Annotated in this window: 22 protein-coding genes; 8 read left to right on the top strand and 14 right to left on the bottom strand. The window is 70.8% G+C overall.

Features of this window, described 5'->3' with window-relative positions; translation table 11 throughout:
• Nucleotides 1-9: 9 nt before the first annotated feature.
• The 9 genes from ACIP37_RS22185 to ACIP37_RS22225 are packed head-to-tail and all read right to left on the bottom strand — an operon-like array spanning nt 10 to nt 8,002.
• Nucleotides 10-903 carry an amidohydrolase family protein gene (locus tag ACIP37_RS22185; protein ID WP_363581229.1) on the bottom strand — a complete coding sequence of 298 codons (894 nt, stop codon included), beginning with the start codon at nt 901-903 and terminating at the stop codon, nt 10-12.
• Nucleotides 900-1,211 (bottom strand): L-rhamnose mutarotase, encoded by a 312-nt coding sequence (locus tag ACIP37_RS22190; RefSeq protein WP_363581227.1) that lies wholly within the window; start codon nt 1,209-1,211, stop codon nt 900-902. Before ACIP37_RS22190 ends, ACIP37_RS22185 begins: the two co-directional genes overlap by 4 nt.
• Entirely contained in the window at nt 1,208-1,861 is a 654-nt protein-coding gene (locus ACIP37_RS22195; RefSeq protein WP_400809266.1) for a lactate utilization protein C, read from the bottom strand. Before ACIP37_RS22195 ends, ACIP37_RS22190 begins: the two co-directional genes overlap by 4 nt.
• The gene (locus tag ACIP37_RS22200; RefSeq protein ID WP_363581223.1) at nt 1,858-3,309 is read right to left on the bottom strand and encodes a LutB/LldF family L-lactate oxidation iron-sulfur protein; all 1,452 of its coding nucleotides are present in this window, start codon (nt 3,307-3,309) and stop codon (nt 1,858-1,860) included. Before ACIP37_RS22200 ends, ACIP37_RS22195 begins: the two co-directional genes overlap by 4 nt.
• The gene (locus ACIP37_RS22205) at nt 3,306-4,046 is read right to left on the bottom strand and encodes a (Fe-S)-binding protein (RefSeq protein WP_363581221.1); all 741 of its coding nucleotides are present in this window, start codon (nt 4,044-4,046) and stop codon (nt 3,306-3,308) included. The genes ACIP37_RS22200 and ACIP37_RS22205 overlap by 4 nt, the downstream gene beginning before the upstream one ends.
• Nucleotides 4,046-5,044, bottom strand: coding sequence for an aldo/keto reductase (locus tag ACIP37_RS22210; RefSeq protein WP_400809269.1), 999 nt, complete (start codon nt 5,042-5,044; stop codon nt 4,046-4,048). Before ACIP37_RS22210 ends, ACIP37_RS22205 begins: the two co-directional genes overlap by 1 nt.
• Entirely contained in the window at nt 5,041-5,802 is a 762-nt protein-coding gene (locus ACIP37_RS22215; RefSeq protein WP_363619843.1) for an SDR family oxidoreductase, read from the bottom strand. The genes ACIP37_RS22210 and ACIP37_RS22215 overlap by 4 nt, the downstream gene beginning before the upstream one ends.
• Complete coding sequence (locus ACIP37_RS22220) at nt 5,799-7,139, bottom strand: L-fuconate dehydratase (RefSeq protein ID WP_400809272.1); 1,341 nt, start codon at nt 7,137-7,139, stop codon at nt 5,799-5,801. The genes ACIP37_RS22215 and ACIP37_RS22220 overlap by 4 nt, the downstream gene beginning before the upstream one ends.
• A gap of 11 nt (nt 7,140-7,150) precedes the next feature.
• Nucleotides 7,151-8,002 carry a fumarylacetoacetate hydrolase family protein gene (locus tag ACIP37_RS22225; protein WP_363581213.1) on the bottom strand — a complete coding sequence of 284 codons (852 nt, stop codon included), beginning with the start codon at nt 8,000-8,002 and terminating at the stop codon, nt 7,151-7,153.
• Between the two features lie 516 nt (nt 8,003-8,518).
• On the opposite strand from ACIP37_RS22225, the gene ACIP37_RS22230 reads away from it, so the two are divergent.
• The 5 genes from ACIP37_RS22230 to ACIP37_RS22250 all read left to right on the top strand — a co-directional run bounded on the left by ACIP37_RS22230 (nt 8,519) and on the right by ACIP37_RS22250 (nt 14,187).
• Complete coding sequence (locus ACIP37_RS22230; protein ID WP_363581211.1) at nt 8,519-9,565, top strand: sugar ABC transporter substrate-binding protein; 1,047 nt, start codon at nt 8,519-8,521, stop codon at nt 9,563-9,565.
• An 83-nt stretch (nt 9,566-9,648) separates the two neighbouring features.
• Nucleotides 9,649-11,205 carry a sugar ABC transporter ATP-binding protein gene (locus ACIP37_RS22235; RefSeq protein WP_363581209.1) on the top strand — a complete coding sequence of 519 codons (1,557 nt, stop codon included), beginning with the start codon at nt 9,649-9,651 and terminating at the stop codon, nt 11,203-11,205.
• Nucleotides 11,189-12,220 carry an ABC transporter permease gene (locus ACIP37_RS22240; RefSeq protein ID WP_363581207.1) on the top strand — a complete coding sequence of 344 codons (1,032 nt, stop codon included), beginning with the start codon at nt 11,189-11,191 and terminating at the stop codon, nt 12,218-12,220. Before ACIP37_RS22235 ends, ACIP37_RS22240 begins: the two co-directional genes overlap by 17 nt.
• Nucleotides 12,221-12,355: 135 nt before the next feature.
• A complete protein-coding gene (locus ACIP37_RS22245) occupies nt 12,356-13,069 on the top strand; it encodes a FadR/GntR family transcriptional regulator (protein WP_363581205.1) in 714 nt (237 codons plus the stop codon).
• Nucleotides 13,070-13,149: 80 nt separating this feature from the next.
• Nucleotides 13,150-14,187, top strand: coding sequence for a sugar ABC transporter substrate-binding protein (locus ACIP37_RS22250; RefSeq protein ID WP_363581203.1), 1,038 nt, complete (start codon nt 13,150-13,152; stop codon nt 14,185-14,187).
• Nucleotides 14,188-14,629: 442 nt separating this feature from the next.
• Here ACIP37_RS22250 and ACIP37_RS22255 read toward each other — a convergent pair whose 3' ends face one another.
• Both ACIP37_RS22255 and ACIP37_RS22260 read right to left on the bottom strand, forming a co-directional pair.
• Nucleotides 14,630-15,796, bottom strand: coding sequence for a nitric oxide synthase oxygenase (locus tag ACIP37_RS22255; protein WP_400844330.1), 1,167 nt, complete (start codon nt 15,794-15,796; stop codon nt 14,630-14,632).
• 234 nt (nt 15,797-16,030) lie between these two features.
• Entirely contained in the window at nt 16,031-16,558 is a 528-nt protein-coding gene (locus tag ACIP37_RS22260) for an HXXEE domain-containing protein (RefSeq protein ID WP_400844333.1), read from the bottom strand.
• 109 nt (nt 16,559-16,667) lie between these two features.
• On the opposite strand from ACIP37_RS22260, the gene ACIP37_RS22265 reads away from it, so the two are divergent.
• Complete coding sequence (locus ACIP37_RS22265; RefSeq protein WP_400844336.1) at nt 16,668-17,315, top strand: TetR family transcriptional regulator; 648 nt, start codon at nt 16,668-16,670, stop codon at nt 17,313-17,315.
• A gap of 390 nt (nt 17,316-17,705) precedes the next feature.
• Nucleotides 17,706-18,440, top strand: coding sequence for a Type 1 glutamine amidotransferase-like domain-containing protein (locus ACIP37_RS22270; RefSeq protein WP_363581195.1), 735 nt, complete (start codon nt 17,706-17,708; stop codon nt 18,438-18,440).
• Between the two features lie 292 nt (nt 18,441-18,732).
• Here ACIP37_RS22270 and ACIP37_RS22275 read toward each other — a convergent pair whose 3' ends face one another.
• The 3 genes from ACIP37_RS22275 to ACIP37_RS22285 all read right to left on the bottom strand — a co-directional run bounded on the left by ACIP37_RS22275 (nt 18,733) and on the right by ACIP37_RS22285 (nt 21,312).
• Nucleotides 18,733-19,764, bottom strand: coding sequence for a YihY/virulence factor BrkB family protein (locus ACIP37_RS22275; protein WP_363581193.1), 1,032 nt, complete (start codon nt 19,762-19,764; stop codon nt 18,733-18,735).
• 39 nt (nt 19,765-19,803) lie between these two features.
• Nucleotides 19,804-19,965, bottom strand: coding sequence for a YqaE/Pmp3 family membrane protein (locus ACIP37_RS22280; RefSeq protein ID WP_363581191.1), 162 nt, complete (start codon nt 19,963-19,965; stop codon nt 19,804-19,806).
• A 420-nt stretch (nt 19,966-20,385) separates the two neighbouring features.
• Nucleotides 20,386-21,312, bottom strand: coding sequence for a slipin family protein (locus ACIP37_RS22285; RefSeq protein WP_363630810.1), 927 nt, complete (start codon nt 21,310-21,312; stop codon nt 20,386-20,388).
• A 604-nt stretch (nt 21,313-21,916) separates the two neighbouring features.
• Here ACIP37_RS22285 and ACIP37_RS22290 point away from each other — a divergent pair.
• Nucleotides 21,917-22,714 (top strand): GAF and ANTAR domain-containing protein, encoded by a 798-nt coding sequence (locus ACIP37_RS22290; protein WP_363581187.1) that lies wholly within the window; start codon nt 21,917-21,919, stop codon nt 22,712-22,714.
• Nucleotides 22,715-22,731 lie beyond the last annotated feature (17 nt).

Here is a 22,731-nt window from a genome sequence, read left to right on the forward strand (position 1 = left end):
CGCGACAGGTCAAGACCATCCGGCACGTCCCTCCGCGGGCCGGCGCGGGGCGCCGAGCCCGTACACGCGGACCGCGTTGTGCCGGAACACCGCGTCCTCCTCCCCCGCGCTGAGCCCGTCCGCGAGGTGCCGGGTGATCCGGGCGACCTCGGCGTAGCCGGCCTCCAGGGTGCACACCGGCCAGTCGGAACCGAAGAGGAGCCGTTCCGGGCCGAAGGCCTCCAGGGCGGTGTCGGCGTAGGGCCTGAGGTCCGCCGTCCGCCACCGGCCGGGGGCGGCCTCGGTCACCAGGCCGGAAAGCTTTCCCACGGTGTTGGGCAGCGCGGCCAGGCGGCGCAGGTCCGCTGCCCAGGGGTCGAGCGCGCCGTCGGCGATCGGGGGCTTGCCGAGGTGGTCGAGGACGAACGTCAGGCCGGTGTGCCGGGCGGCCGCGAGGGCGGCGGCGGGCAGCTGGTGCGGCTTGACGACGAGGTCGTAGGCGAGACCGGCCTCGGCGACGGCGAGCAGGCCGCGCTGGACGTCGGGGCGCAGCAGCCACTCGGGGTCGGGCTCCTCCTGGACCTGGTGCCTGATGCCCACCAGTCTTTCCCCGCCGGGGAGTTCACGCAGGGTGGCGATCGCGTCGGCAACGCCGGGGGCGGTGAGGTCGGTCCAGCCGACGACGCCGGCGATCAGGTCGCTGCCGTCGGCCAGCGCCAGCAGTTCGGGGGTCTCCTCGGGGACGCAGACGGTCTGCACGACGACCGTGGCGACCACTCCGGCCGCCGCGGCTTCGGGGGCGAGGTCGGCGGCGGTGAAGGAGCGGGCCAGGGGAGCGAGGGCCTCGCCGCTGATCCAGGGCTGCGGCCGCGCGCCGAGGTCCCAGACGTGGTGGTGCGCGTCGACGATCTGACGTCCGGTCACAGTTCCCACACGGCCGGGAGCCCGGCCCCGGCGCCGGCGTTCGAGTAGTCGTGGCTGATGTCGAGCAGTTCGCCCATCCTCTCCTGCCAGGCGGTGTTGGCCGGGAGGTGCTCCAGTTCGGCGAGGAGCCGGGCGTAGTCCTCGCACTCCAGCAGGTGGAACAGCTCGCAACCGCTGCGCCAGATCGTCCACGAGGTGGCGCCGGCAGCCCGGATGGCTGCGACGAGTTCGGCGGGCACGTCCCGGTGGGCGGCCTCGTACTCGGCGATCCGGTCCGGGCGGAGGCGGGTGTGCAGGGCGACTCTCATGGCTGCTCCGGGTGGGTGGGGTGGTCGACGATGACGACGTGCAGGGTGCGGGGGCCGTGCACGCCCTCGACGCGGTCGAGTTCGATGTCGCTGGTGGCAGAAGGGCCCGAGATGAAGGTCAGCGGCAGCGCGGGGTCGAGGCGGGCGAGGGCGTCGGGGACGTCGGCGGCGATCTGTCCGGCGCGGATGACGCACAGATGGTAGTCGGGGACGAGGGTGAGGGCGCGGCGGCCCTGGCCCGGGCCGGTGTCGAGGACGATGGTCCCGGTGACGGCGATGCCGGCGGCGGCGAGGGTGCAGGCGCCGTCCAGGGCGTTCAGGGCCTGGACGTCCAGCGGTTCCGGGTGCCACTGCCAGTCGCCGGGCGGCAGCAGCTCGACGGGAAAGCCGCTGGGCAGTGCCAGGTTGCTCGCCCCGGCTGCGGTGAGCGCGGCGGCGATGGCGGCCGGCAGGCCCGCCTGGTCGGTGCGGGTGACGTCCGCGCGGTAGTCGGCGACCCGCTCGGCGAACAGGGCGACGGTGTCCTCGCCCGGCTCGGTGTGGCTGCGGCGGTAGGTCCGGGGTACGGGGACGTCGTCGGGCCGTTCGTCGGCGGGGACGTCGGCGAGCGCCGCCCGGATACGGCCGAGAACCGCCTCACGGCTGCTCATCGTTCACCTTCCCTGTTCTTGCGCCACCAGGTGCGGAAGGACTCTGCCGGAGGTGCGGGGGTGTCGCGGGTGTCGGACCAGCCGTGCAAAGGGCCCGGCAGCCGGCCGATCCGCCCCTCCCTGGCGAGGGCCCTGCCGCCGAGCGCGGCGGCCTTCTGGGCCGCGGAGAGCAGGCGCGGGGAGTCGAGGACGGTGGCAGCGGCCTTCATGGCCAGCGCCTCGGCTCCCCGAGGCTTGCTCTCGACGGTCTTGGCCCGCAGGTGGGCCAGCACCTCCGGGATGTTGATCTTCACCGGGCAGGCGTCGTAGCAGGCGCCGCACAGGGTGGAGGCGAACGGCAGGGACGCCGCGTTCTCCACGCCGACCAGTTGCGGGGTGAGGACGGCGCCGATCGGTCCTGGGTAGACCGAGCCGTAGGCGTGGCCGCCGGTGCGCTCGAAGACGGGGCAGACGTTGAGGCAGGCCGAGCAGCGGATGCAGCCGAGTACCTGCCGTCCGACCTCGTCGGCGAGGGTGTCGGTGCGGCCGTTGTCGAGCAGCACCAGGTGGAACTCCCTGGGGCCGTCGCCGTCGGTGGTGCCGGTCCAGGTGGAGGTGTAGGGGTTCATCCGCTCGCCGGTGGAGGAGCGGGGCAGCAGTTGGAGGAAGACCTCCAGGTCCTGCCAGGTCGGGACGGTCTTCTCGATGCCCATGACGGTGATGAGGGTTTCGGGCAGGGTGAGGCACATCCGGCCGTTGCCCTCGGACTCCACGACGACGACCGTGCCGGTGTCGGCGACGGCGAAGTTGGCGCCCGAGACGGCCACCTTGGCGGTGAGGAACTTCTCCCTCAGGTGCAGGCGGGCGGCTTCGGCGAGTTCACGCGGGTCGTCGCCGAGGTTCTCCGGTGCGGGCTTCCCCCAGTGGGCCATTTCGGCGAGGAAGAGGTCGCGGATCTCGGTCCGGTTGCGGTGGATCGCGGGGACGAGGATGTGGGAGGGGCGGTCGTCGCCGAGTTGGACGATGAGTTCGGCGAGGTCCGTCTCGTAGGCGGTGATGCCGGCTTCGGCGAGGGCCTCGTTGAGGCCGATCTCCTGGGTCGCCATGGACTTGATCTTCACGACCTCGCGTTCGCCGGTGGCCCGCACGAGTTCGGTGACGATGCGGTTGGCCTCGGCGGCGTCCGAGGCCCAGTGCACGGTGCCGCCCGCGGCGGTGACGGCGGCCTCCAACTGGACGAGGTAGCGGTCGAGGTGGCGTGAGGTGCGGTTCTTGATCGCGGCGGCAGCGTCCCGCAGGTGCTCCCAGTCGTCCAACTCGGAGGCGACGGCCAGCCGCTTGTCGCGGATGGTGGTGGTGGCGCGTTTCAGATTGGCGCGCAGCCGGGTGTTGCCGAGCGCCTCGCGGGCGGCGTCGGGAAAGGACGGGGAACCGAGCCAGACGACGCCACGGCCGCCGGGCTTGCTCATCGTGCGGTTCCTTCGGTGGCGGCGAGGATCTCGGCCAGGTGCAGGGTCCGCACGGTCGCGCCCCGGCGGGACAGTCCGCCGCCGATGTGCATCAGGCAGGAGTTGTCGGCGGCGCACAGGACCTCGGCTCCGCTGTCCAGGACGGCGGCGTTCTTGTCGGCGAGCATCGCGGCGGAGGTGTCGGCGTTCTTCACGGCGAAGGTGCCGCCGAAGCCGCAGCAGGAGTCGGCCGCGGGCAGGTCGACCAGGTCGATGTCCTCGACGGCGCGCAGCAGCCGGTCCGGGCGGTCGCCGAGACGCAGGCCGCGCAGGGAGTGGCAGGTGGGGTGGTAGGCGACCCGGTGCGGGAAGCGGGCACCGACGTCCGTGACGCCGAGCACGTCGGTCAGGAACTCGGTGAACTCGTGCACCCGGGGCACCAGTTCGGTGACCTGTCGGAGGAGCGAGGCGGTGCCGTGCCGTTCGGCGAGCAGGGGGTGGTTGTCACGGACCATCCCGGCGCAGGAGGCGGACGGCGTGACCACGGCGTCGTAGTCGGCGAAGGCCCGGACGAAGCGGGTCACCAGCGGGACGGCGTCGGGGCGGTAGCCGGTATTGAAGTGCATCTGGCCGCAGCAGGTCTGTTCCTGGGGGAACTCGACACGGTGGCCGAGCCGCTCCAGCACCGTCACCACCGCGCGGCCGGTGTCGGGGAAGAGGGTGTCGTTGAAGCAGGTGATGAACAGGGCGATGCGCATCAGCTCACCTCCCCGGGGGTCGGGACGTCCGTGGGAAGCAGTCCGCGGTGCTTGAGCTCGGCCCAGAGCGCCGCCGGAACGGGGTGGTCGAGCATGGCGGCGGCGTCCCGGGCCTCGCCGGCGCTGCGGGTGCCGACCAGCACGCTCGCCACCGCCGGATGCCCGAACGGGAACTTCAGGGCGGCGGCGCGCAGCGGGACGCCGTGCCGCTCGCAGACGACCTTGAGGTCGGTGGCCCTGGTGAGCAGGTCTGCGGGGGCCGCGGTGTAGTCGAAGGTGGCGCCGGGCCGCGGGTCGGCGAGCAGGCCGGAGTTGAAGACGCCGCCGATCACGACGCCGACGCCGCGCCGGTGGGCCAGGGGCAGCAGTTCCGCAAGGCCTTGCTGGTCGAGGAGGCTGTAGCGGCCGGCGAGCAGGACGGCGTCGAGGTCGGTCTCGCGGATGAACCGGGCGGGCAGCCCGGCCTGGTTCATGCCGACGCCGATCGCTCCCAGGACGCCTTCGGCGCGCAGGCGTTCGAGTTCCGGGTAGGCCTCGGTGAGTGCCTGTTCGGCGTGGTCGTCGGGGTCGTGCAGGTACGCGATGTCGATCCGGTCGAGGCCGAGCCGGTCCAGGCTGTCCTCGATGGAGCGGCGCACGCCCCGGGCGCTGAAGTCCCAGACGCGGTGGTGGGTGGCGGGCACGGCGAAGCCGTTGGCCAGGTCGTCGCCGTCGCCGGAGGGGGCCGGTTCCAGCAGGCGTCCGACCTTTGTGGAGATCGTGTACTGGTCCCGGGGGAACGCGCGCAGGGCGGCGCCGAGCCGCCGCTCGGACAGGCCCAGACCGTAGTGCGGGGCGGTGTCGAAGTACCGTACGCCGGACTCCCAGGCGGCGGTGACGGCCTGTTCGGCCTGCTCGTCGGTGACCGGGGCGAACAGGTTGCCGATGCCGGCGGCGCCGAAGGCGAGTTCGGTCACCTGGGCCCTGCTGCGGCCGAGGGGGTGGTGGCGCGGCTTCACGGGCGTGGCTCCGGTCGCAGGCGCAGGCCGGCCATGCCGCCGTCGACGGCGAGCGCGGTGCCCGTGACGCTGGCGGCGGCCGGGGAGGCGAGGTAGGCGATGGCGGCGGCGACCTCCTCGGCGGTGACCAGTCGGCCGGTGGGCTGGCGGGCGTTCAGTGCGGAGCGCTCGGCGGCCGGATCGTCGGCCGCGTCGAGCAGCCGGCCGACCCACGGGGTGTCGACGGTGCCCGGGTTGACGCAGTTGACCCGGATGCCTTCGCGGACGTGGTCGGCTGCCATGGCCAGGGTGAGCGAGTGGACGGCGCCCTTGCTCGCCGAGTACAGCGCGCGCTGGGGCAGTCCGGCCGTGGCGGCGATGGAGCAGGTGTTGACCACCGAGGCGGAGGCGGAGCGGCGCAGGTGGGGCAGGGCGGCGCGGGTGGTGCGGACGATGCCGAGCACGTTGACGTCCAGGACGTGGTGCCACTGCTCGTCCGAGTTGTCCTCCACGGTTCCGGCGGCGCCGATGCCGGCGTTGTTGACCAGGATGTCGATCCCGCCGAGCGCCTCGGCCGCCGCCTGGACGGCCTCGCGTACGGAGCGGTCATCGGCGACGTCGGCGGTGAAGCCGCGCAGCGGGGCGCGGACGCCGCTCGGGTCGAGGTCGAGGACGGCGACGTCCGCTCCGCGTGCGCCGAGCAACCGGGCGGTGGCCAGTCCGATGCCGGAGGCACCGCCGGTGACCAGTGCGGTGAGCCCGTCGAGGTCGGTCGTCATGAGCGCTCCTCCTTGTCGCCGCCGGCCAGGTCGGCTGCCCAGAACGTGCCGTCGGGGTAGGTGTAGGTGTCGATGGCGGCCTGGTGCATGGTGGCGGAGAACCCGGGCACGGTGGGTGCCCGGTAGCGGCCGCCGTCGATGACCACGGGGTCGAGGAAGTGCTGGTGGAGGTGGTCGACGTACTCGATGACGCGGTCCTCGGTGGTGCCGGAGAGCGCGACGTAGTCGAACATCGACAGGTGCTGGACGAGTTCGCACAGGCCCACGCCGCCGGCGTGCGGGCACACGGGGACGCCGAACCTGGCGGCGAGCAGCAGGATGGCGAGGTTCTCGTTCACGCCGGCCACCCGGGCCGAGTCCAGTTGGAGGACGTCGATGGCGCCGGCCTGGAGCAGCTGTTTGAAGACGATGCGGTTCTGCACGTGCTCGCCGGTGGCGACCTTGACGGGGTGGACACCGCGCCGGACGGTGGCGTGGCCGAGCACGTCGTCCGGGCTGGTCGGCTCCTCGATCCAGTAGGGGTCGAACTCGGCGAGCTGGTTCGTCCACTCGATCGCCTCGGCGACGTTCCAGCGCTGGTTGGCGTCGATCGCCATCCGGATGTCCGGACCGATGGCCTCGCGGGCTGCGCGGCAGCGGCGGATGTCGTCCTCCAGGTCCGCGCCGACCTTCAGCTTGATCTGGGTGAAGCCGTCGGCCACCGCCTCCTTGGCGAGGCGGGTGAGCTTCTCGTCGCTGTAGCCGAGCCAGCCGGGCGAGGTGGTGTAGGCGGGGTAGCCGCGGCGCAGGAGTTCGGCGGCCCGCCCGGGTGCGCCCTGTCTGCCCTTGCGCAGCAGTTCGAGGGCCTCATCGGGCGTCAGCGCGTCGGCGATGTAGCGGAAGTCGACCTGGGACACCAGCCATGCGGGGTCGGCGTCGGCCAGCAGCTGCCACAGCGGCTTGCCCTCACGCTTGGCGGCGAGGTCCCAGACGGCGTTGACGACGGCTCCGATCGCCATGTGCATCACGCCCTTCTCGGGTCCGAGCCAGCGCAGCTGGCTGTCACCGATCAGGTCGCGGTACAGGGAGCCGGGGTCGGCGCACAGCTGGGCGACGGACCGTCCGACGACGTGCGGGCGCAGCGCGTCGATGGCGGCGACCTGGACGTCGTTGCCGCGACCGATGGTGAAGGTGAACCCGTGGCCCTCGTGGCCGCCCGCGGAGGCGCGCAGGACGACGTAGGCGGCGGAGTAGTCGGGGTCGGGATTCATGGCGTCGGACCCGTCCAGCTCCCGCGAGGTGGGGAAGCGGATGTCGTAGGTGTCGACGGCGGTGATCCGCGCTGTGGTTGCGGACAACGTGGTGCCTTTCAGGCGTTGGAGAAGGTCTGGCGCTGGGTGCCGAGGCCGTCGATGGCCAGTTCGACGGTGTCGCCCGCGCGCAGGTAGGGGGTGCCGGGCAGCCCCAGGGCCACGCCGGCCGGGGTGCCGGTGTTGATGACGTCTCCGGGCCGCAGCACCATGTACTGGCTGAGGTACCAGACCAGGTACGGGACGTCGAAGATCATGTTCTTGGTGCTGCCGCTCTGCCGCTGCTCGCCGTTGACGGCCAGACGAAGGCCGAGGGCCTGCACGTCGCCGGCCTCGTCCGGGGTGACCAGCCAGGGGCCGAGCGGGTTGAAGGTCTCACAGGACTTGCCGAGGTCCCACTGCCCGGAGTACTCGAGCTGGAACTCCCGCTCGGACACGTCGTTGCTGATCGCGTAGCCCGCGACATGGGCGAGGGCCTGTCGGGGCGAGTCCAGGTAGCGGGCCTCGCGGCCGATCACGACCGCGAGTTCGACCTCCCAGTCGGTCTTGGCCGAGCCGCGCGGGATCAGCACCTGGTCACAGGGACCGACCACGGCGGACGGGTCCTTCATGAAGACCACCGGCCGGGCGGGGACGGCAGCGCCGGTCTCCTCGGCGTGGTCGCGGTAGTTGAGGCCGATGCAGACGACCTTGCCCGGCCGGGCGACGGGGGCGCCGATCCGCAGGCCGACCGGGTCGATCGCAGGGAGTTCTCCGGCGGCCAGGGCGGCGCGAACGCGGTCGATCCCGTCCGAGGCGAGGAACGCCCCGTCGATGTCACCGGTCAGGCCCGAGAGCGCGAAGACCCGGCCGTCGTCGCCGAGGGCTGCCGGAGCCTCTTCTCCCGCCGGTCCGATCCGCATGAGCTTCATGCCATGGCTCCTGTCATAGGTCTGCGGGCCGGGGTTCTTCACCGGGCCGACACATCGGATGAATCCTCGACGCCCTGACCATACGAGTGTCGGCCACGCACCGCAAGAAGTCCTCCGATGTCTGTCGGCGCCCGTCGGGGTCAGGAGCCGAACATCTCCTAACTGTTCATCAAATCTCCAGCTCAGAGAGGAGATGACAGCTCGTTATCATCCGACATGGAGGCTCGGACGTTACGGTTGAGATTCGCCCGAGGTTTCCCTATTGTCAGTCACGTGCCAAGCTCGTATGGTCCTCGTGATCGCAAGCCATCCGATGACTGCGGGGAGCACGATCCAGCGCGCCTGCCACGACCCGCCGCATCCATGGCCTCCCTCCTGGATGACGGCCGGGAGGGGAGGTCCGGCTCAACCACCCCCGCTTCACCTCCCGGGGGGACAGGCCTCTCCGCCTCCCGCCACACCGGCTCCCCACCCTCGCAGGGGAGCCCGGACATCCCAGCCAAGGAGATCAGCACCATGAAGCCTCGCTCCTCCAGAATCGCGGCCACGGCCGCCGCCGTAGTCGTCCTGGCGGGGGCCGCCACGGCCTGCAACCGCGGCAGCACGACGGACTCCGCCGCCGGCGGCAAGCCGGCGCTCGGGATCGACCTGCCGCGTGCGGACTCCGACTTCTGGAACTCCTACGCGCAGTACATCAAGCAGGACGCCTCCGCCCAGGGCCTCAACACCCTGCCGGTGAGCAACTCGCAGAACGACGTCACCAAGCTGGTCGCCAACGTCCAGGTCTTCCAGAACACCGGCGCCAAGGCCGTCGTCATGGCCCCGCAGGACACCGGCGCGATCGCCTCCACCCTCGACCAGCTGACCGCCAAGAAGATCCCCGTGGTCAGCATCGACACCCGCCCCGACAAGGGGAACGTCTACATGGTGGTGCGCGCCGACAACAAGGCGTACGGCACCAAGGCCTGTGAGTTCCTCGGCCAGCAGCTCGGCGGCAAGGGCAAGGTCGCCGAACTCCAGGGCGCGCTGAGCTCCGTCAACGGCCGCGACCGCTCCGAGGCCTTCGCCGCCTGCATGAAGGAGAAGTTCCCCGACATCCTGGTGATCGAGCTGGCCACCGACTGGAAGGGCGACGTCGCCTCCGCCAAGCTCCAGTCCACCCTCGCCGCCAACCCGGACCTGGGCGGCGTCTACCTGCAGGCCGGCGGTGTCTTCCTGCAGCCCACCATCGCCCTGCTCCAGCAGAAGGGCCTGCTCAAGCCCGCCGGCCAGCCCGGTCACATCGCCATCGTCTCCAACGACGGCATCCCGCAGGAGTTCGACGCGATCCGCAAGGGCGACATCGACGCGACCGTCTCCCAGCCCGCCGATCTCTACGCCAAGTACGCGCTGTTCTACGCGCAGGCCGCGGCCGAGGGCAAGACCTTCCAACCCGGTGCCACCGACCACCAGTCGACCATCATCTCCCTGCCCAACGGCCTGGAGGACCAGCTCCCCGCTCCCCTGGTCACCAAGGAGAACGTCGACGACAAGTCCCTCTGGGGCAACGGCGTAGGCAAGTAGCCCACCGACCCCTCGTGCGTGGCGGCCCGGACCCCCCTTCCCGGGCCGCCACGCACGGATCCTGCGGAAAGGACGTCCCCGCCATGGCGGACCCCAGCCCCGTCCGGGGCCCCGTCGTCGAGGCCGACGGGATCAGCAAGCGCTTCGGCGCCACCGTCGCCCTCAGCGACGCCCGCATCTCGGTCGCGCCCGGCGAGTCGCACGCCCTGGTAGGGCGCAACGGCGCGGGCAAGTCCACGCTCGTGTCGATCCTCACCGGCCTGCAGAACCCCGACACCGGCACCCTGCGCTTCGACGGCGAGCAGGCCCCGGCCCCCGGTGACACCGACGCCTGGCGGTCCAGGGTCGCCTGCGTCTACCAGCGCTCCACCATCATCCCCGCGCTGACCGTCGCCGAGAACCTCTTCCTGGACAGGCAGAGCAAAGGCGCCCTGCGCCCGATCAGCTGGAAACAGCTGCGCGGCCGCGCTACCGAGTTGCTCGCCGAGTACGGCGTGGACGTCGCCCCGACCGCGCGCGCCGAGGACCTGAGTGTCGAGCAGCGCCAGTTCGTCGAGATCGCCCGGGCGCTGTCCTTCGGGGCCCGCTTCATCATCCTGGACGAGCCCACCGCCAAGCTCGACGCGCGCGGCATCGAGCGGCTCTTCGACAAGCTGCGCTCACTGCAGGAACAGGGCGTCGCCTTCCTGTTCATCTCCCATCACCTGCAGGAGGTCTACGACCTCTGCACCACCGTCACGGTCTACCGCGACGCCCGGCACATCATCACCGCGCCAGTCGCCGAACTCGACCAGCAGGCCCTGGTGGAGGCGATGACCGGCGAGAGCTCCCGGGACAGCGGGCCCGCCTGGTCGGTGACCGGCCGGACGCGCCCCGACGGTGCCCCGCTGCTGGACGTCTCGGGCCTGAGCCTGGCCGGCGCCTACCAGGACTTCTCCCTGACCGCGCACGCCGGCGAGGTCGTGGGCCTGGCCGGCGCGGCCGCCAGCGGCAACGTCCGGCTCGGCGAGACCATCGCCGGTCTGCACCGCCCGCAGGCCGGCACGATCACCGTCGCGGGCCGCCCGGTGCGCACCGGGCGCGTTCCCGCCGCTCTCGCGGCCGGCATCGGGTTCGTGCCCGAGGACCGGCACATCCAGGGCCTCATCCCGCAGCGCAGTGTCGCCGAGAACGCCACCCTGACCGTCACCGACCAGCTCGGGCCCTTCGGCACGGTGCTGCCCTCCCGTACCCGGGCCTTCGCCGAACGGATGATCGGCGACCTCGACATCAAGACACCCGGCCCCTCGGCCCCGGTGTCCGCGCTGTCCGGCGGCAACCAGCAGAAGGTGGTCATCGCGCGGGCCCTGGCCACCGAGCCGCACGTCCTGGTGGCCATCCGGCCCACCAACGGCGTCGACGTCAAGTCCAAGGAGTCCCTGCTCGGCACCGTCCGCGAGGTCGCCGACGCCGGGAGGAGCGCTCTGATCGTGTCCGACGAACTCGACGACCTGCGGGTCTGCGACCGCGTCCTGGCCATGTTCCACGGCCGCGTCGTCGCCGAGTTCGAGCACGGCTGGAGCGACGAACAGCTGGTCGCAGCCATGGAGGGCATGTCCGGCCCGACCGACACGAAGGAACGCAATGTCTCCCACCACTGAGGTCAGCCCGCGCGCGGCCACCGCCGGCACCGCACCGGCCGGCCGGCGCTTCGACCTCGCCCGCTACCGCGACCTGTCGCTCGTACCGGTCCTGCTCGTCCTCGGCGTCATCGGCTTCGTCGTCTCACCCGCCTTCCTCACCTCCGACAACCTCCTGGGCGTCGGCCAGCAGGCCACCGAACTGAGCCTGCTGGTGCTGGCCGAGGCGCTGATCCTGATCGTCGGCCGGATGGACCTGTCCCTGGAATCCACGATCGGCGTGGCCCCCGTCATCGCCGTCTGGCTGGTCCTCCCCGACCACGGCGCGCGCTTCAACGGCCTCGGGCTCCTGCCCTCCTGGACGGCCATCCCGCTGTGCCTGGCCGTCGGCGCGCTGATCGGGGCGATCAACGGGTTCCTGATCCTCAAGCTGCGCCTCAACGGCTTCATCGTCACCCTCGGCGCGCTCACCCTGCTCCGCGGCCTCCAGGTCGCGATCTCCCAGGGCCAGTCGATCGTCAACCTGCCCGGCTCCTTCACCTACCTCGGCAGCACCAGCTGGCTCGGCGTCCCCGCGGCGATCTGGATCTGCGCCCTGCTCTTCCTGGCCGGCGGCTGTGCCCTCGCCTGGCTCCGCCACGGCCGCGCCCTGTACGCGATCGGCGGCAACTCCGAGGCCGCCCGCGCCGCCGGCATCCGGGTCGACCGGATCACCTGGACCGTGCTGATCCTCGGCGGCCTGCTGGCCGCCTTCGCCGGCGTCCTCTACACCGGCCACTACGGCTCCATCTCCGCCGACCAGGGCAACGGGTGGATCTTCCAGGTCTTCGCCGCCACCGTCATCGGCGGCGTCAGCCTCAACGGCGGCCGCGGCACCCTCTTCGGCGCCCTGACCGGTGTGCTGACCCTCCAGCTCGTGGTCAACGTCATGACCCTCGCGGGCGTGCCGCCGCTGTGGAACCAGTTCCTCAACGGCGCGATCATCATCGTCGCGCTGATCATCTCCCGCTTCGCCTCGGGCGAGAAACAGGAGTGACGGGGTCCCCCGGCCCGAGAGCCACCGAAGCGACGCGACCAGCTCCGCGGGAACCGGTCGCGCCGCTTCGGCCTCCCCTGCCCCGCCCCCTCGACCGACCAGCACTCCCATGCCCGCACGCAGGAGGCGAACACCATGGCGGTGACCGACCAGGCCATCGAGAAGATCAAGGAAATGATCGTCTCCGGCGCCCTGCTGCCCGGCGCGCGACTCCCCAACGAGGCCGACCTCGCCGACCAGCTCGGGCTGTCCCGCAACTCGCTGCGCGAGGCCGTCCGGGCGCTCACCGCGATGCGGATCCTCGTCCCCCGGCAGGGCGACGGCACCTACGTCTCCGGCCTGGAGCCACACCTCCTGCTGGAAGCCATGGCCTTCGCCTCCGACGTCTCCCACGGGCACACGGCCCGGCAACTCCTCCAGGTGCGGCGCCTGCTGGAGCCGCAGGTCACCGCCCTCGCCGCCGGCCTGCTCACCGACGACCACCTGCGAACGCTGCGGGCCGTCCTCGACCAGAGCGCCGCGGCTGCCGGCATCGAGGAGTTCATCGAGCTCGACATCGAGTTCCACCGCACCATCGCCGATGCCGTCGGCAACCCCGTGCTGTCCACCCTGCTCGGCATCCTCTCCACCCACACCCAGCGGCTGCGCATCGTGCGCGGTACGCACAACGCCTCTGCCCGCGAGCAGGCCCACCGCGAACACGAGGCCATCTGGCGGGCCCTGGTCGACCACGACGCCGTCCTGGCCGCCAGTGCCAGCACCGTGCACGTCGCCGCCGTCGAGGACTGGCTGGCCGCCGGCACCGGCCCCCCGGACCTCGACCCCCCGGACCTCGACGCCATCGCCTGACGGCGACGTGCCGAATCCCGCACATCCGTTCCCCTCCCCCTCAGCGCGCAAGACCCCCACGACCCAGGACGGTCTGACACATGAAGAGCCGAACCATCCGGACCACCTGCACGGGCTGCATCGCCGTGTTGCTCGCCGGCTGCCTCACCGCCTGCGGTGGCACTGATGACCCCGGCAACTCCCGCCCCCAGATCGGCATCGACATCCCCCGCGCCGACTCCGACTTCTGGAAGGCGTACGCGAAGTACCTCCAGCAGGAGATCAACGACCAGCAGCTGAGTGTCCTGCCCCCGACCCGTTCGAACGGCGACGACGCGACGTTCACCGCCAACGTCCAGTCGCTGGCCGCCCGACACCCCAAGTCCATCGTCATGGCGCCGCAGAACACCATGACCACCGATTCGACACTCTCCGAGTTGTTCCGTGCCAACATCCACACGATCAGCGTGGACACCGAACCGGAGCACGGCAGCGTCTACATGGTGGTCCGCACCGACAACAAGACGTACGGCACCAAGGCCTGCGAGTTCCTCGGCAAGCAGCTCGGTGGCAAGGGCAAGGTGGCCGAGCTCCAGGGCGCACTGACCTCCATCAACGGATACGAACGCTCCGAAGGATTCGCCGCCTGCATGAAACGCAACTACCCCGGTATCCAGGTGATCGCGCTGCCCACCGACTGGAAGGGCGACATCGCCTCCGCCAAGCTCCAGTCCACCCTCGCCGCCAACCGGGACCTGAACGGCATCTACCTGCAGGCCGGCGGCGTCTTCCTCCAGCCCACCCTCGACCTCCTACGCCAGAAAGGCCTGCTCAAGCCCGCCGGCCAGCCCGGCCACATCACCATCGTCTCCAACGACGGCATCCCGCAGGAGTTCGACGCGATCCGCAAGGGCGACATCGACGCGACCGTCTCCCAGCCCGCCGACCTCTACGCCAAGTACGCCCTGTACTACGCCAAGGCCGCTGCCGAAGGCAGGAAATTCCAACCCGGGCCCACCGACCACCAGTCGACCATCATCACCCTGCCCAACGGCCTGGAGGACCAGCTCCCCGCTCCCCTGGTCACCAAGGAGAACGTCGACGACCCGTCGCTCTGGGCCAACCACGCCGCGGGCTGACCGAGGCGGGCCCCGGAACCAGGCCGGCATCCACCGCAACAACGGGACGACGGGACTCCGGTCTGTGCACCACCACTGATCGCTCCCCCACCCACCCCCACTGAAGGGCCGCACCGTACGAAGTGCACCGGTGGTCAGGGCGATAGTCGCCCTGACCCCGGTCCGGGCACACCCTGGCCGCGGCGACCTCCGACAGCGTCGCGGCACTCGCCGAGACCTCGGTCGGCAGCAACGCCACCACCGGTGACAAGGCCTTCCTGACGGCGAACCAGCCGCTCGTACAACAGTCCGCCGCCCAGTCAACCAGCCGACTCCCCCCGTCCAGGTTCCCGCCGACCACCTCCTACAGCGGGACGGCCCCGTGGGAGAGACCGCCACGAAGCCGGCCGGCGGCCGACGGCAGCGTCCGGCTTCCGTCACCGTGCCAGCAGTGGCGCACCAGTCAGCTCGGGAGTCCCTCGGCGCCCTGGGCCGGGCAGGACGGCGGGTGCGGCGAGAAGTTGGGCAGCACCCGAGTGGCGTCGTAGCGGCGCTGCCAGACCGGAGTGGTCGACCCGCTGGTGGCCGGCACGATCGCGGACCAGTCGGCCGGGCAGTCGCGCCCGCTCTTCTGCTCGCGCTCCTCGTGTCGCACGAACTGTTTGGTGGCGAAGTGGTGGTCGATGATGGAGATCCCGGCCCGGTCGTACGAGTGCAGCACCCCCGCCGTGAGCTCAAGCAACGCGCGGTCCCGCCACAGGGTGCGATCCCGGGCCGTGTCCAGGCCCATCCGCCGGGCGACCTCAGGCAGCTTGTCGTATCGGTTGGTGTCGGACAGGTTGCGGGCACCGATCTCGGTGCACGTGTACCAGGCGCTGAAGGGTGCCAACGGGTACCGCAGCCCGCCGAGTTCGAGGACCTGGTTGGAGATCGTGGGAAAGGCGTGCCAGCGCAGGCCGAGTTCTTCGAACCACCGGTACTCGGGATGGCTGATCCGCACCTCCGGGACCGCGTCCGCGGGCAGGTCGAACCACCGAGGTTCACGCCCGGGCCACTGGATGACCAGCGGCAGCACGTCGAACTCGCCGCCCTGACCACGCCACCCCAGGCGCTGGACCGCCTCGGTGAGCGCCGCCGTCTCGGGGTCGCCGATCACGGACCCGTCGTACTGCCGGTAGCCGGCGTAGCGAATCAACTGGCCGTTCCACAGCCGGGGTCCGGGCCGCTCGGGTGTGCTCGGCGCGAAGACGCTCAGCAGCAGGCGCACCTTGCCCCCGTTCCACGCCTGCCGCAAATGCTCGACGAGTGCCTCGAACACCGCTCCCTCGTCACCGCCATCGGTGCCGGTGCCGATCGCACGGCAGTCCCGGATCTCCAGTGCTTTCCAGTAGAACTTGCCTATGCACTGCGGATTGTTCCGCCACGCGATCCGGGAGCCGACCAACAACTCCTGCTGGGTCTGGGAGTAACTTCCCGTCGTCGCCAGCTCCTCCGTGATCTCCGCTACCCGCCGCTGCGCGCCGCCGGCCGGAAGATGTCCCTCCACGGTGAGTTGACGTATCAACGCTACTGCCTCCGCGAGCGGAGCAGCAGGCGTGGACGGGGTTACGCACACCCGAGAGCTCATCATGCTGATCCCCTGTCAACAGCGAGGGAAAGGAGCCGATTCAACTTGCACGAAACACACGGACGCAGCCGGAGACTACGCCGGGGAAGCGAACGCGCGGACCCAGCCGAGGTCGTTTTGACGAAACCCTTGCGTGCACTCGGTGATGAAAAGCCCTGCGGGACCCGGGTCGCGCAGAGCGGGCCGGGGTGGGGGTCGGAGTGGCCCTCACGGGGCTCCCGCGAGGGCTGCCCGCGCTCAGGAGGTGAGGCGGCCGAAGGTGAGGGCGGCGGCGATGAGCAGGACGGCGGCGGGCGCCCCGGCGATCAGACTGAGCACCGTCCGCCGCCTGTCGAGCAGCCCGGCGCGCAGCAGTGCCGCGTAGGTCAGTGCGCCGTAGAGCACCACTGCGGGCAGGGCGGTGATCACCCCGAGCGGGTAGCCGCTGCCGCTGAGCCCGAGGTAGACGTGGTGGAGCCCGTGCAGGGTCCAGCCGCCCAGCAGGGCGGCGTAGGCGTCGAGCGCCCAACCGCCGGGACCGGTACGCCCGGCGTGTCCGGCCCGCAGGGCGCGGTCGGCGAACAGGGTGAGGGCCCAGACCACGGCGAACTCCGCCAGGATCGCGGTGAGGGACTGCGCGACGGTGAAACGTGTGCCGCCTTGGTCCAGGCCGCCGTCGAGCACGATCGCGACGGCCTCCTCCCCGTCGTGCACCGCGAAGGAGAGCGGCAGCCCCCAGATCCACCACCGGGCGTCGACTCGTGCCCGTACCAGGTCCATCGTCATGTTCCCCTGCTCACAGATCGGTTGAAGATTGGGTCATCGGCGTTGACTCAAGCTAGCCCTCAACCCCACTTCGGTCAACAGCGTTGATCAAATCGGGTAGGATCCAGCCATGTCGACATCAGCCGAACCGGCCGGCACACCACTCGCCGCCTCCAGAGCAGAGCGCCGCAGGCGCGGAGAGCAGGCGGTGCTGTCCGCCGCCCGGGAACTCTTCCGCCGGGACGGCTACGACGCGACCACCGTGCGCGCCATCGCCACACGGGCGGGCGTCGACGCGTCACTGGTGATGCGCTGGTTCACGTCCAAGGAGTCGCTGTTCACCCGCGCGGTCATCGAGCAGTTCCAACTGCGCGGCGCCCAGTGGCAGGACGAGGGCGGCACGGGCGGCGACACGGGCGAGGGACTCGGGGAGCGGATGCTGCTCGACTTCCTTCACGCCCTGGAGGACACCGGCGGCAGCGCGCTCCACGTCGTCCGCGCGATGCTCACCCACGAACAGGCGTGGTCCACGCTGCGGGCCGCCTTCCTCGCCGACCCGGACCGCGACCCCATGGTGGTCGCGATCCCGGGCGAGGAAGCCCAGTTGAAGGCGGCCCTGCTCGGCTCGATCGTCCTCGGCATCGGCATCGGCCGCCACGTCCTTCGCTTCCCGCCCCTGGAGGAAGCCTCCCCCGAACACATCGCGACCGTCATCGCCCCCACCCTCCACGAACTCCTCGCCCCGCCACGGCGGCCGGAGGGCGACACGGAAGGCTGAGCATCACCTGCCACGGACCAGCCGATTCGAGTGACGCCCGCGTCGGCGCCGCGGCGGTGGAGGCCGGCGACTCACGCGCCGCTGATCCAGCGCTCCCCGATGGCTGGGAGACAACTGGCCGGCGTGGCCGTCGAGTAGCGGTCTGAGAGGGCACCGTTCGGGCCACCGACGCACGTCACGTCGTCACCGAGTGCTCTGACCGGTTACGGCGGCCGGGTTGTGTCGTACCCGCGTTCTATGGTGTCGGAGTGTCTCGTTGTCGTGATCGGACCGGCGTTCGGGTGGTGCATCGCACCGCCCGGATCGGTCCGTGTCCGACCCGAGCGCAGGTCCAGCGAGGTCCGGGGCGCAGCGAGCGCTCCGCAGCAGGCAACTCAGGGAGGTAGGCACATGAGAGCACTCCTCACGTCGTCCGGGATCAAGAACAGCAGCATCCACGACGCGCTGGTCGACCTGCTGGGCAAATCGATCGCCGAGTCCAACGCCCTGTTCGTCCCCACCGCCATCTACCCCTTCCCTGGCGGGCCCGGCATGGCGTGGCGGGCGATCTCTGGTGAGGGTCCATCGCCGTTGTGTGGATTGGGTTGGAAATCGTTGGGGATCCTGGAGCTGACGGCGCTGTCGAGCATCGAAGAGGCTGCTTGGGTGCCAACGGTCCAGGCCGCCGACGCACTGCTGGTATGGGGCGGCGACCCCCTGTTCCTCGCCAACTGGATGCGGCGCTCCGGTTTGACCGGCCTACTGCCGACGCTGCGCTCCGAGGCGGTCTACGTGGGGGTGAGCGCCGGGAGCATGGCTGTTGCCTCCACCTTTGTCGAGACCTACCGCGAACCGCCCCGCGGGAACGATGGACCGTTGAGGTCGGAAGACATCGTCTTCGCCACGCCTCAGGGCGACGTCGACAGAATCCTGGTCACGGGACAGGGAGCAGGACTCGTCGACTTCGCGGTGATCCCGCACCTGGAGCACCCGGACCACCCCGACGCCTCCTTGGCCAACGCGGAGAGGTGGGCGGCACGGATTCCCGCGCCGACGTATGCGATCGACGACGAGACCGCCATCAAGGTGGTCGACGGCACCGCCCAGGTCGTCTCCGAGGGGCAGTGGAAACTGTTCCAGCCCTGACGGCACCGGGTAGTTCCTGAAGGGAACGTCGGTCGGGTCGTTTCCCGGCCGGGGACGGGCCCAGCCGGCCTGGTCACTGGCCGCCGCGCTGGTGAACGGGCTGCGGCGGACCGAGTGCGGGAACCCCATCGGGGTGAGGTCCAGGTCTGCCGCCCTGGCTGTCCTGACCCGCGTGCTTCTTGCTGCATGCCGACGCCAGCTGACTCTTGGACACGGGGCCGAGGTGGTGCGCGGTCGGCTGGTGTGCCACTGGGCGGGTTGAGAGGCGAAGTGGTGAGAGCACAACCGGGAGTCAGCGACCGGGTCCGTCGTGGTCCTGCGGGGTGTCGGGTGGTGGTGTGCGGGTGTCGCGGGGTTCGGGGTGGGGCTTGTCCTCGGGCGGGTGGCCGGCTTCGATGGCTCGTCCGCGTTCCAGTTCGACGTTGAACTCCAGGCCCAGCAGGATCGCGACGTTGGAGACCCAGAGCCAGAGGAGGAAGAGGATCACGGCGCCGATGCTGCCGTAGGTGCTGTTGAGGCTGTTGAAGTTGGCGACGTAGAGGGCGAACGCGCCGGACGCGGTGACCCAGAGCGCGACGGCGACCAGGCTTCCGGGGAGGATCCAGCGCAGCTTGGGCGCTTCGGCGCTGGGAGCGGCCCAGTAGAGCAGGGTGACCATCGCGATGACGATGATGACGAGGACGGGCCATTTGGCGATGTCCCACACCTGTACGGCGTTCTCGCTGACTCCGAGGATCTTCCCCGTCCGGGTGGCCAGTGCGCCGGTGAAGACGACACCGGTGGCGGTCAGGGCGAGGAGCGCGATGATGACGACGGTCAGGGCGAGGCGCGTGGGCAGGGTCTTCCAGAGTGGCCGGCCCTCAGCGGTGTCGTGGACCCGGTTGGCGGCGCGCATGAACGCCGCGACGTAGCCGGAGGCGGACCACAGGGCCAGGACGATCCCGATGGCCAGTGCGAAACCCGCCCTGCCCTGGTCGGTCTGGAGTTGCTGCACCACGGTGGTGAGGAGCTGGCGGACGGATCCGGGGCCGAGGTCGCGGAGGCGGTCGAGCAGCGGCTTGGTGGCGGAGCTGCCGGCCAGTCCCAGGATCGACACCAGCGCGAGCAGGGCGGGGAAGATCGCCAGCAGCCCGTAGTAGGTGAGCGCGGCCGCCGCGTCGCTGAGGCTGTCGGCCTTGAACTGCTTGGTGGTGCGTTTCAGGACGCCCCACCACGACTTCTTGGACAGGTCGGTCGGGCTCTCGGTGGGCCCGGCTCCGTTGGTGGCGGGCCCGGCCCCGTCGGCCGTGCTGGTGTGCCGGTGTTCGTTCTCGTGTCGTGACATGGGTGCCAACCCGGCGTGTCGGGTGTCTGTTTCGGGGTCTCAGTCCTTGACCACCTGGTAGATGCCGTAGATGACTCCGGGCACATGGCCGCAGAGCTGGAGGAGGAAGGCCCAGAGCACCTTCATGCTCGGCCCGTCCTTGATCAGTACCGCCAGGAACGGCAGGACCAGGCACAACAGCACCAGAAGGACCTTGCCCATGATCACCCCTCGTTCCGAAGGTGCGGTGGCCGACGGCACGGTGACCCGCCTCCTCATCGTCTCACCGTCGGCCGCCCGGCGGGCAGTCGGCCGGACCGCATCGGAGGCATCGTCTCCGTCCGCGCTGCATGTCCGCCCGCGTGTCACCGTCGAGAGCGCCGGTTCCGTGCCGGGCATACGGCCAGGTACACGGCGGCGGCGATGAGCAGGAGGACGGCGATGGCGGTCAGGTGGAGCAGTCCATGGACGACGATGCCGACGATGCGAGCACGATCGCCACGATGACGACCAGCAGGAAGAGAACCATCACGAACCTCCGTCTCGCCCCGTTCCACACAGCGTGCCCGGCATGCTCTCGATCATGACTTCGCCTCGGTTTCTCGGGCGGGCACGGACCGTTCCGTGCCCGCCCGTGCCGCGTTACTTCCGCAGGACGACAGGTCCTCCGTTGGCCTGCACCTCGCCGTCCGGCACCTGTTCGACCAGCAGCCCGCGGGCCGGCTGCTGGACGAGCAGTGGTGTGGTGGCCGCCGGAGGCTTTTCCAGCGACACCGGGACGGGCGGTCCGGCGGCAGCCGCGGCTTTCTCGCGGGCGAGGAAGGAGCCGAGTTCGCCGATGGTGCTCATCAGCGGGGCGGGGAAGACGACGGTGGTGTTCTTGTCCACACCGATCTCCACCAGGCTCTGCAGATTCCTCAGTTGCAGGGCCAGCGGGTGGGCCATCATGGTGTCCGAGGCCTCGCCCAGTGCCGCCGCGGCCAGCGACTCGCCCTGCGCATTGATGATCTTGGCTCTCTTCTCCCGCTCCGCCTCGGCCTGGCGGGCCATCGCCCGCTTCATGCTCTCGGGCAGCTGGATGTCCTTCAGCTCCACCAGCGTCACCTGGACGCCCCACTCGACTGTGGTCACGTCCAGGATCTCGCGGATGTCGAGGTTGATGGTGTCGGTCTCGGACAGCGTCTCGTCCAGCGTGTGCTGCCCGACCACCTTGCGCAGCGTGGTCTGGGCGATCTGGTCGATGGCGGAGTAGACGTTCTCGATCGCGACGACCGACTTGACCGCGTCGACCACCCGGAAGTAGGCGACCGCCGAGACGTCGACGCTGACGTTGTCGCGGGTGATGATGCCCTGGGACTGGATGGGCATTGTCACGATCCGCAGCGACACCCGGTGCAGGACGTCGACGATCGGGACGATCAGGGTGAAGCCGGGTTTCTTCGGGCCGCGCACACGGCCCAGCCGGAACAGCACGCCCTGCTCGTACTGCTTGACGATCCTCACGGAGAGCAGGAGGCCCACCAGGACCAGCAGGACGACGATGACGACGGCGACGATCAGGATCTTCATGGCGTGCCTCTGTTCAGTTGTCGGGAGAGTGCGTCCGGCCCCGGCGACAGGGACCACTCGGCCCGGGACGCGGGGCCGCCTGTTCGGCCGGGATCGGCCCGCCGGCCGCTGCGAGGCGGCACGCAGCACGGGGGAGGCTCCGTCTCGGCAGGGTATCTGCGTGGCCCCCGGCGAGGAGGGCGACCGGCCGACGCAGCGGACCGCCCCGCCGGAGCGGGCCGGGCCTCGGTCGCCGACGCCGCTGCGGGGGGCTCTTCGCCGGCCCTGCCGAGGGGGGAGGGCGGGCGCGCCACAGGGGCCGGGCCGTCGGCGCGGGTGGGCGACTGCATGGGCATGGTGAGCCTCGCATGATGAGGTCACCGGATGGGCCCGGTTGTGAGCTGGTCGCTCCCGAGGCCGACGCGAGGTGGGCCTTCGTCTCCGGACTGGCTGCTGACTCAACCACCTCCGACGGTACTCTCCGATCTCCGGCCACGCGGCGCGCACGGAGCACGCCGCTCGTTCGAGTACGGCCGGGCGGACAATGGGCGGCAGGGGGCGCGGTTCGGTCTGTCCGACCCTCAGTGCGGTCGGTCGGTTGTCGGTGAGGCTGAGGAGATCCACCATGGCGGAGTCGGCCCCGGGAGCGTCGGAGTCCAGCGACACCCCGGTGTCGGGTGCCGCTCCTGGCCGGAGCCCGGCCGACGACGCGGACCTGCGGGAGAGCCTGGCCGGCCTGTCGAGGTTGGCCAGCGGGCGCTTGGACCTGCCGGCCCTGCTGGTCCACGTCGCCGACTTCGCGGCGCACGCGATCCCCGGCGCGGACGGAGTGGGCCTGACCCTCGTGGAGGACGGCCGGGCCGACACGATCGTGTCCAGCGCGGCCTTCGTTCGAACCGTCGATGCGATCCAGTACCGGATCGGTGAGGGGCCGTGCATCACCGCTGCGGCCGAACGACGCACCGTCCGCTCGGCCTCGCTGGGCAAGGACCCGTCGTGGCCGCGCTTCGGACCGCGGGTCGGCCGGCTGGGCGTGCACAGCGTGCTCTCGCTGCCGCTGCTGACCGACGACCGGGTCCTGGGCGCGATGAACGTCTACGCCCACGCCGAGGACGTCTTCGACGCCTGGGCCGTGGAACTCGGCGAGCTGTTCGCCGTGCCGGCCGCGATCTCCGTACAGAACGCCCAGGCCCTCGCCCGGACAACACGATTGGCCGCACAGCTGCAGTCCGCGCTGACCCACCGCTCGGCGATCGACCAGGCCCTGGGCGTCCTGATGAGCCGCAGCGGCTGCACCCCCGCCGAGGCCTTCGACAAGCTCCGTGCGATGAGCCAGGCACAGAACCGGAAGGCGTCCGCAGTGGCCCAGCAACTGCTCGACGAGGCGGTGGCCCGCGCCCGGGCACGCCGCAGTCCCGGCTGAGGACATCGAGAGGCACC

This window comes from Kitasatospora sp. NPDC088861 (assembly GCF_044750105.1).
Lineage (GTDB): Bacteria > Actinomycetota > Actinomycetes > Streptomycetales > Streptomycetaceae > Kitasatospora.

What these genes read in the sequence shown, in the direction of transcription:
- ACIP37_RS22190 (WP_363581227.1), bottom strand. Translation starts at nt 1,211, where the DNA reads ATGAGAGTCGCCCTGCACACCCGCCTCCGCCCGGACCGGATCGCCGAG.
- ACIP37_RS22195 (WP_400809266.1), bottom strand. Translation starts at nt 1,861, where the DNA reads ATGAGCAGCCGTGAGGCGGTTCTCGGCCGTATCCGGGCGGCGCTCGCC.
- ACIP37_RS22200 (WP_363581223.1), bottom strand. Translation starts at nt 3,309, where the DNA reads ATGAGCAAGCCCGGCGGCCGTGGCGTCGTCTGGCTCGGTTCCCCGTCC.
- ACIP37_RS22205 (WP_363581221.1), bottom strand. Translation starts at nt 4,046, where the DNA reads ATGCGCATCGCCCTGTTCATCACCTGCTTCAACGACACCCTCTTCCCC.
- ACIP37_RS22215 (WP_363619843.1), bottom strand. Translation starts at nt 5,802, where the DNA reads ATGACGACCGACCTCGACGGGCTCACCGCACTGGTCACCGGCGGTGCC.
- ACIP37_RS22225 (WP_363581213.1), bottom strand. Translation starts at nt 8,002, where the DNA reads ATGAAGCTCATGCGGATCGGACCGGCGGGAGAAGAGGCTCCGGCAGCC.
- ACIP37_RS22230 (WP_363581211.1), top strand. Translation starts at nt 8,519, where the DNA reads ATGAAGCCTCGCTCCTCCAGAATCGCGGCCACGGCCGCCGCCGTAGTC.
- ACIP37_RS22235 (WP_363581209.1), top strand. Translation starts at nt 9,649, where the DNA reads ATGGCGGACCCCAGCCCCGTCCGGGGCCCCGTCGTCGAGGCCGACGGG.
- ACIP37_RS22240 (WP_363581207.1), top strand. Translation starts at nt 11,189, where the DNA reads ATGTCTCCCACCACTGAGGTCAGCCCGCGCGCGGCCACCGCCGGCACC.
- ACIP37_RS22245 (WP_363581205.1), top strand. Translation starts at nt 12,356, where the DNA reads ATGGCGGTGACCGACCAGGCCATCGAGAAGATCAAGGAAATGATCGTC.
- ACIP37_RS22250 (WP_363581203.1), top strand. Translation starts at nt 13,150, where the DNA reads ATGAAGAGCCGAACCATCCGGACCACCTGCACGGGCTGCATCGCCGTG.
- ACIP37_RS22255 (WP_400844330.1), bottom strand. Translation starts at nt 15,796, where the DNA reads ATGATGAGCTCTCGGGTGTGCGTAACCCCGTCCACGCCTGCTGCTCCG.
- ACIP37_RS22260 (WP_400844333.1), bottom strand. Translation starts at nt 16,558, where the DNA reads ATGACGATGGACCTGGTACGGGCACGAGTCGACGCCCGGTGGTGGATC.
- ACIP37_RS22265 (WP_400844336.1), top strand. Translation starts at nt 16,668, where the DNA reads ATGTCGACATCAGCCGAACCGGCCGGCACACCACTCGCCGCCTCCAGA.
- ACIP37_RS22270 (WP_363581195.1), top strand. Translation starts at nt 17,706, where the DNA reads ATGAGAGCACTCCTCACGTCGTCCGGGATCAAGAACAGCAGCATCCAC.
- ACIP37_RS22275 (WP_363581193.1), bottom strand. Translation starts at nt 19,764, where the DNA reads ATGTCACGACACGAGAACGAACACCGGCACACCAGCACGGCCGACGGG.
- ACIP37_RS22280 (WP_363581191.1), bottom strand. Translation starts at nt 19,965, where the DNA reads ATGGGCAAGGTCCTTCTGGTGCTGTTGTGCCTGGTCCTGCCGTTCCTG.
- ACIP37_RS22285 (WP_363630810.1), bottom strand. Translation starts at nt 21,312, where the DNA reads ATGAAGATCCTGATCGTCGCCGTCGTCATCGTCGTCCTGCTGGTCCTG.
- ACIP37_RS22290 (WP_363581187.1), top strand. Translation starts at nt 21,917, where the DNA reads ATGGCGGAGTCGGCCCCGGGAGCGTCGGAGTCCAGCGACACCCCGGTG.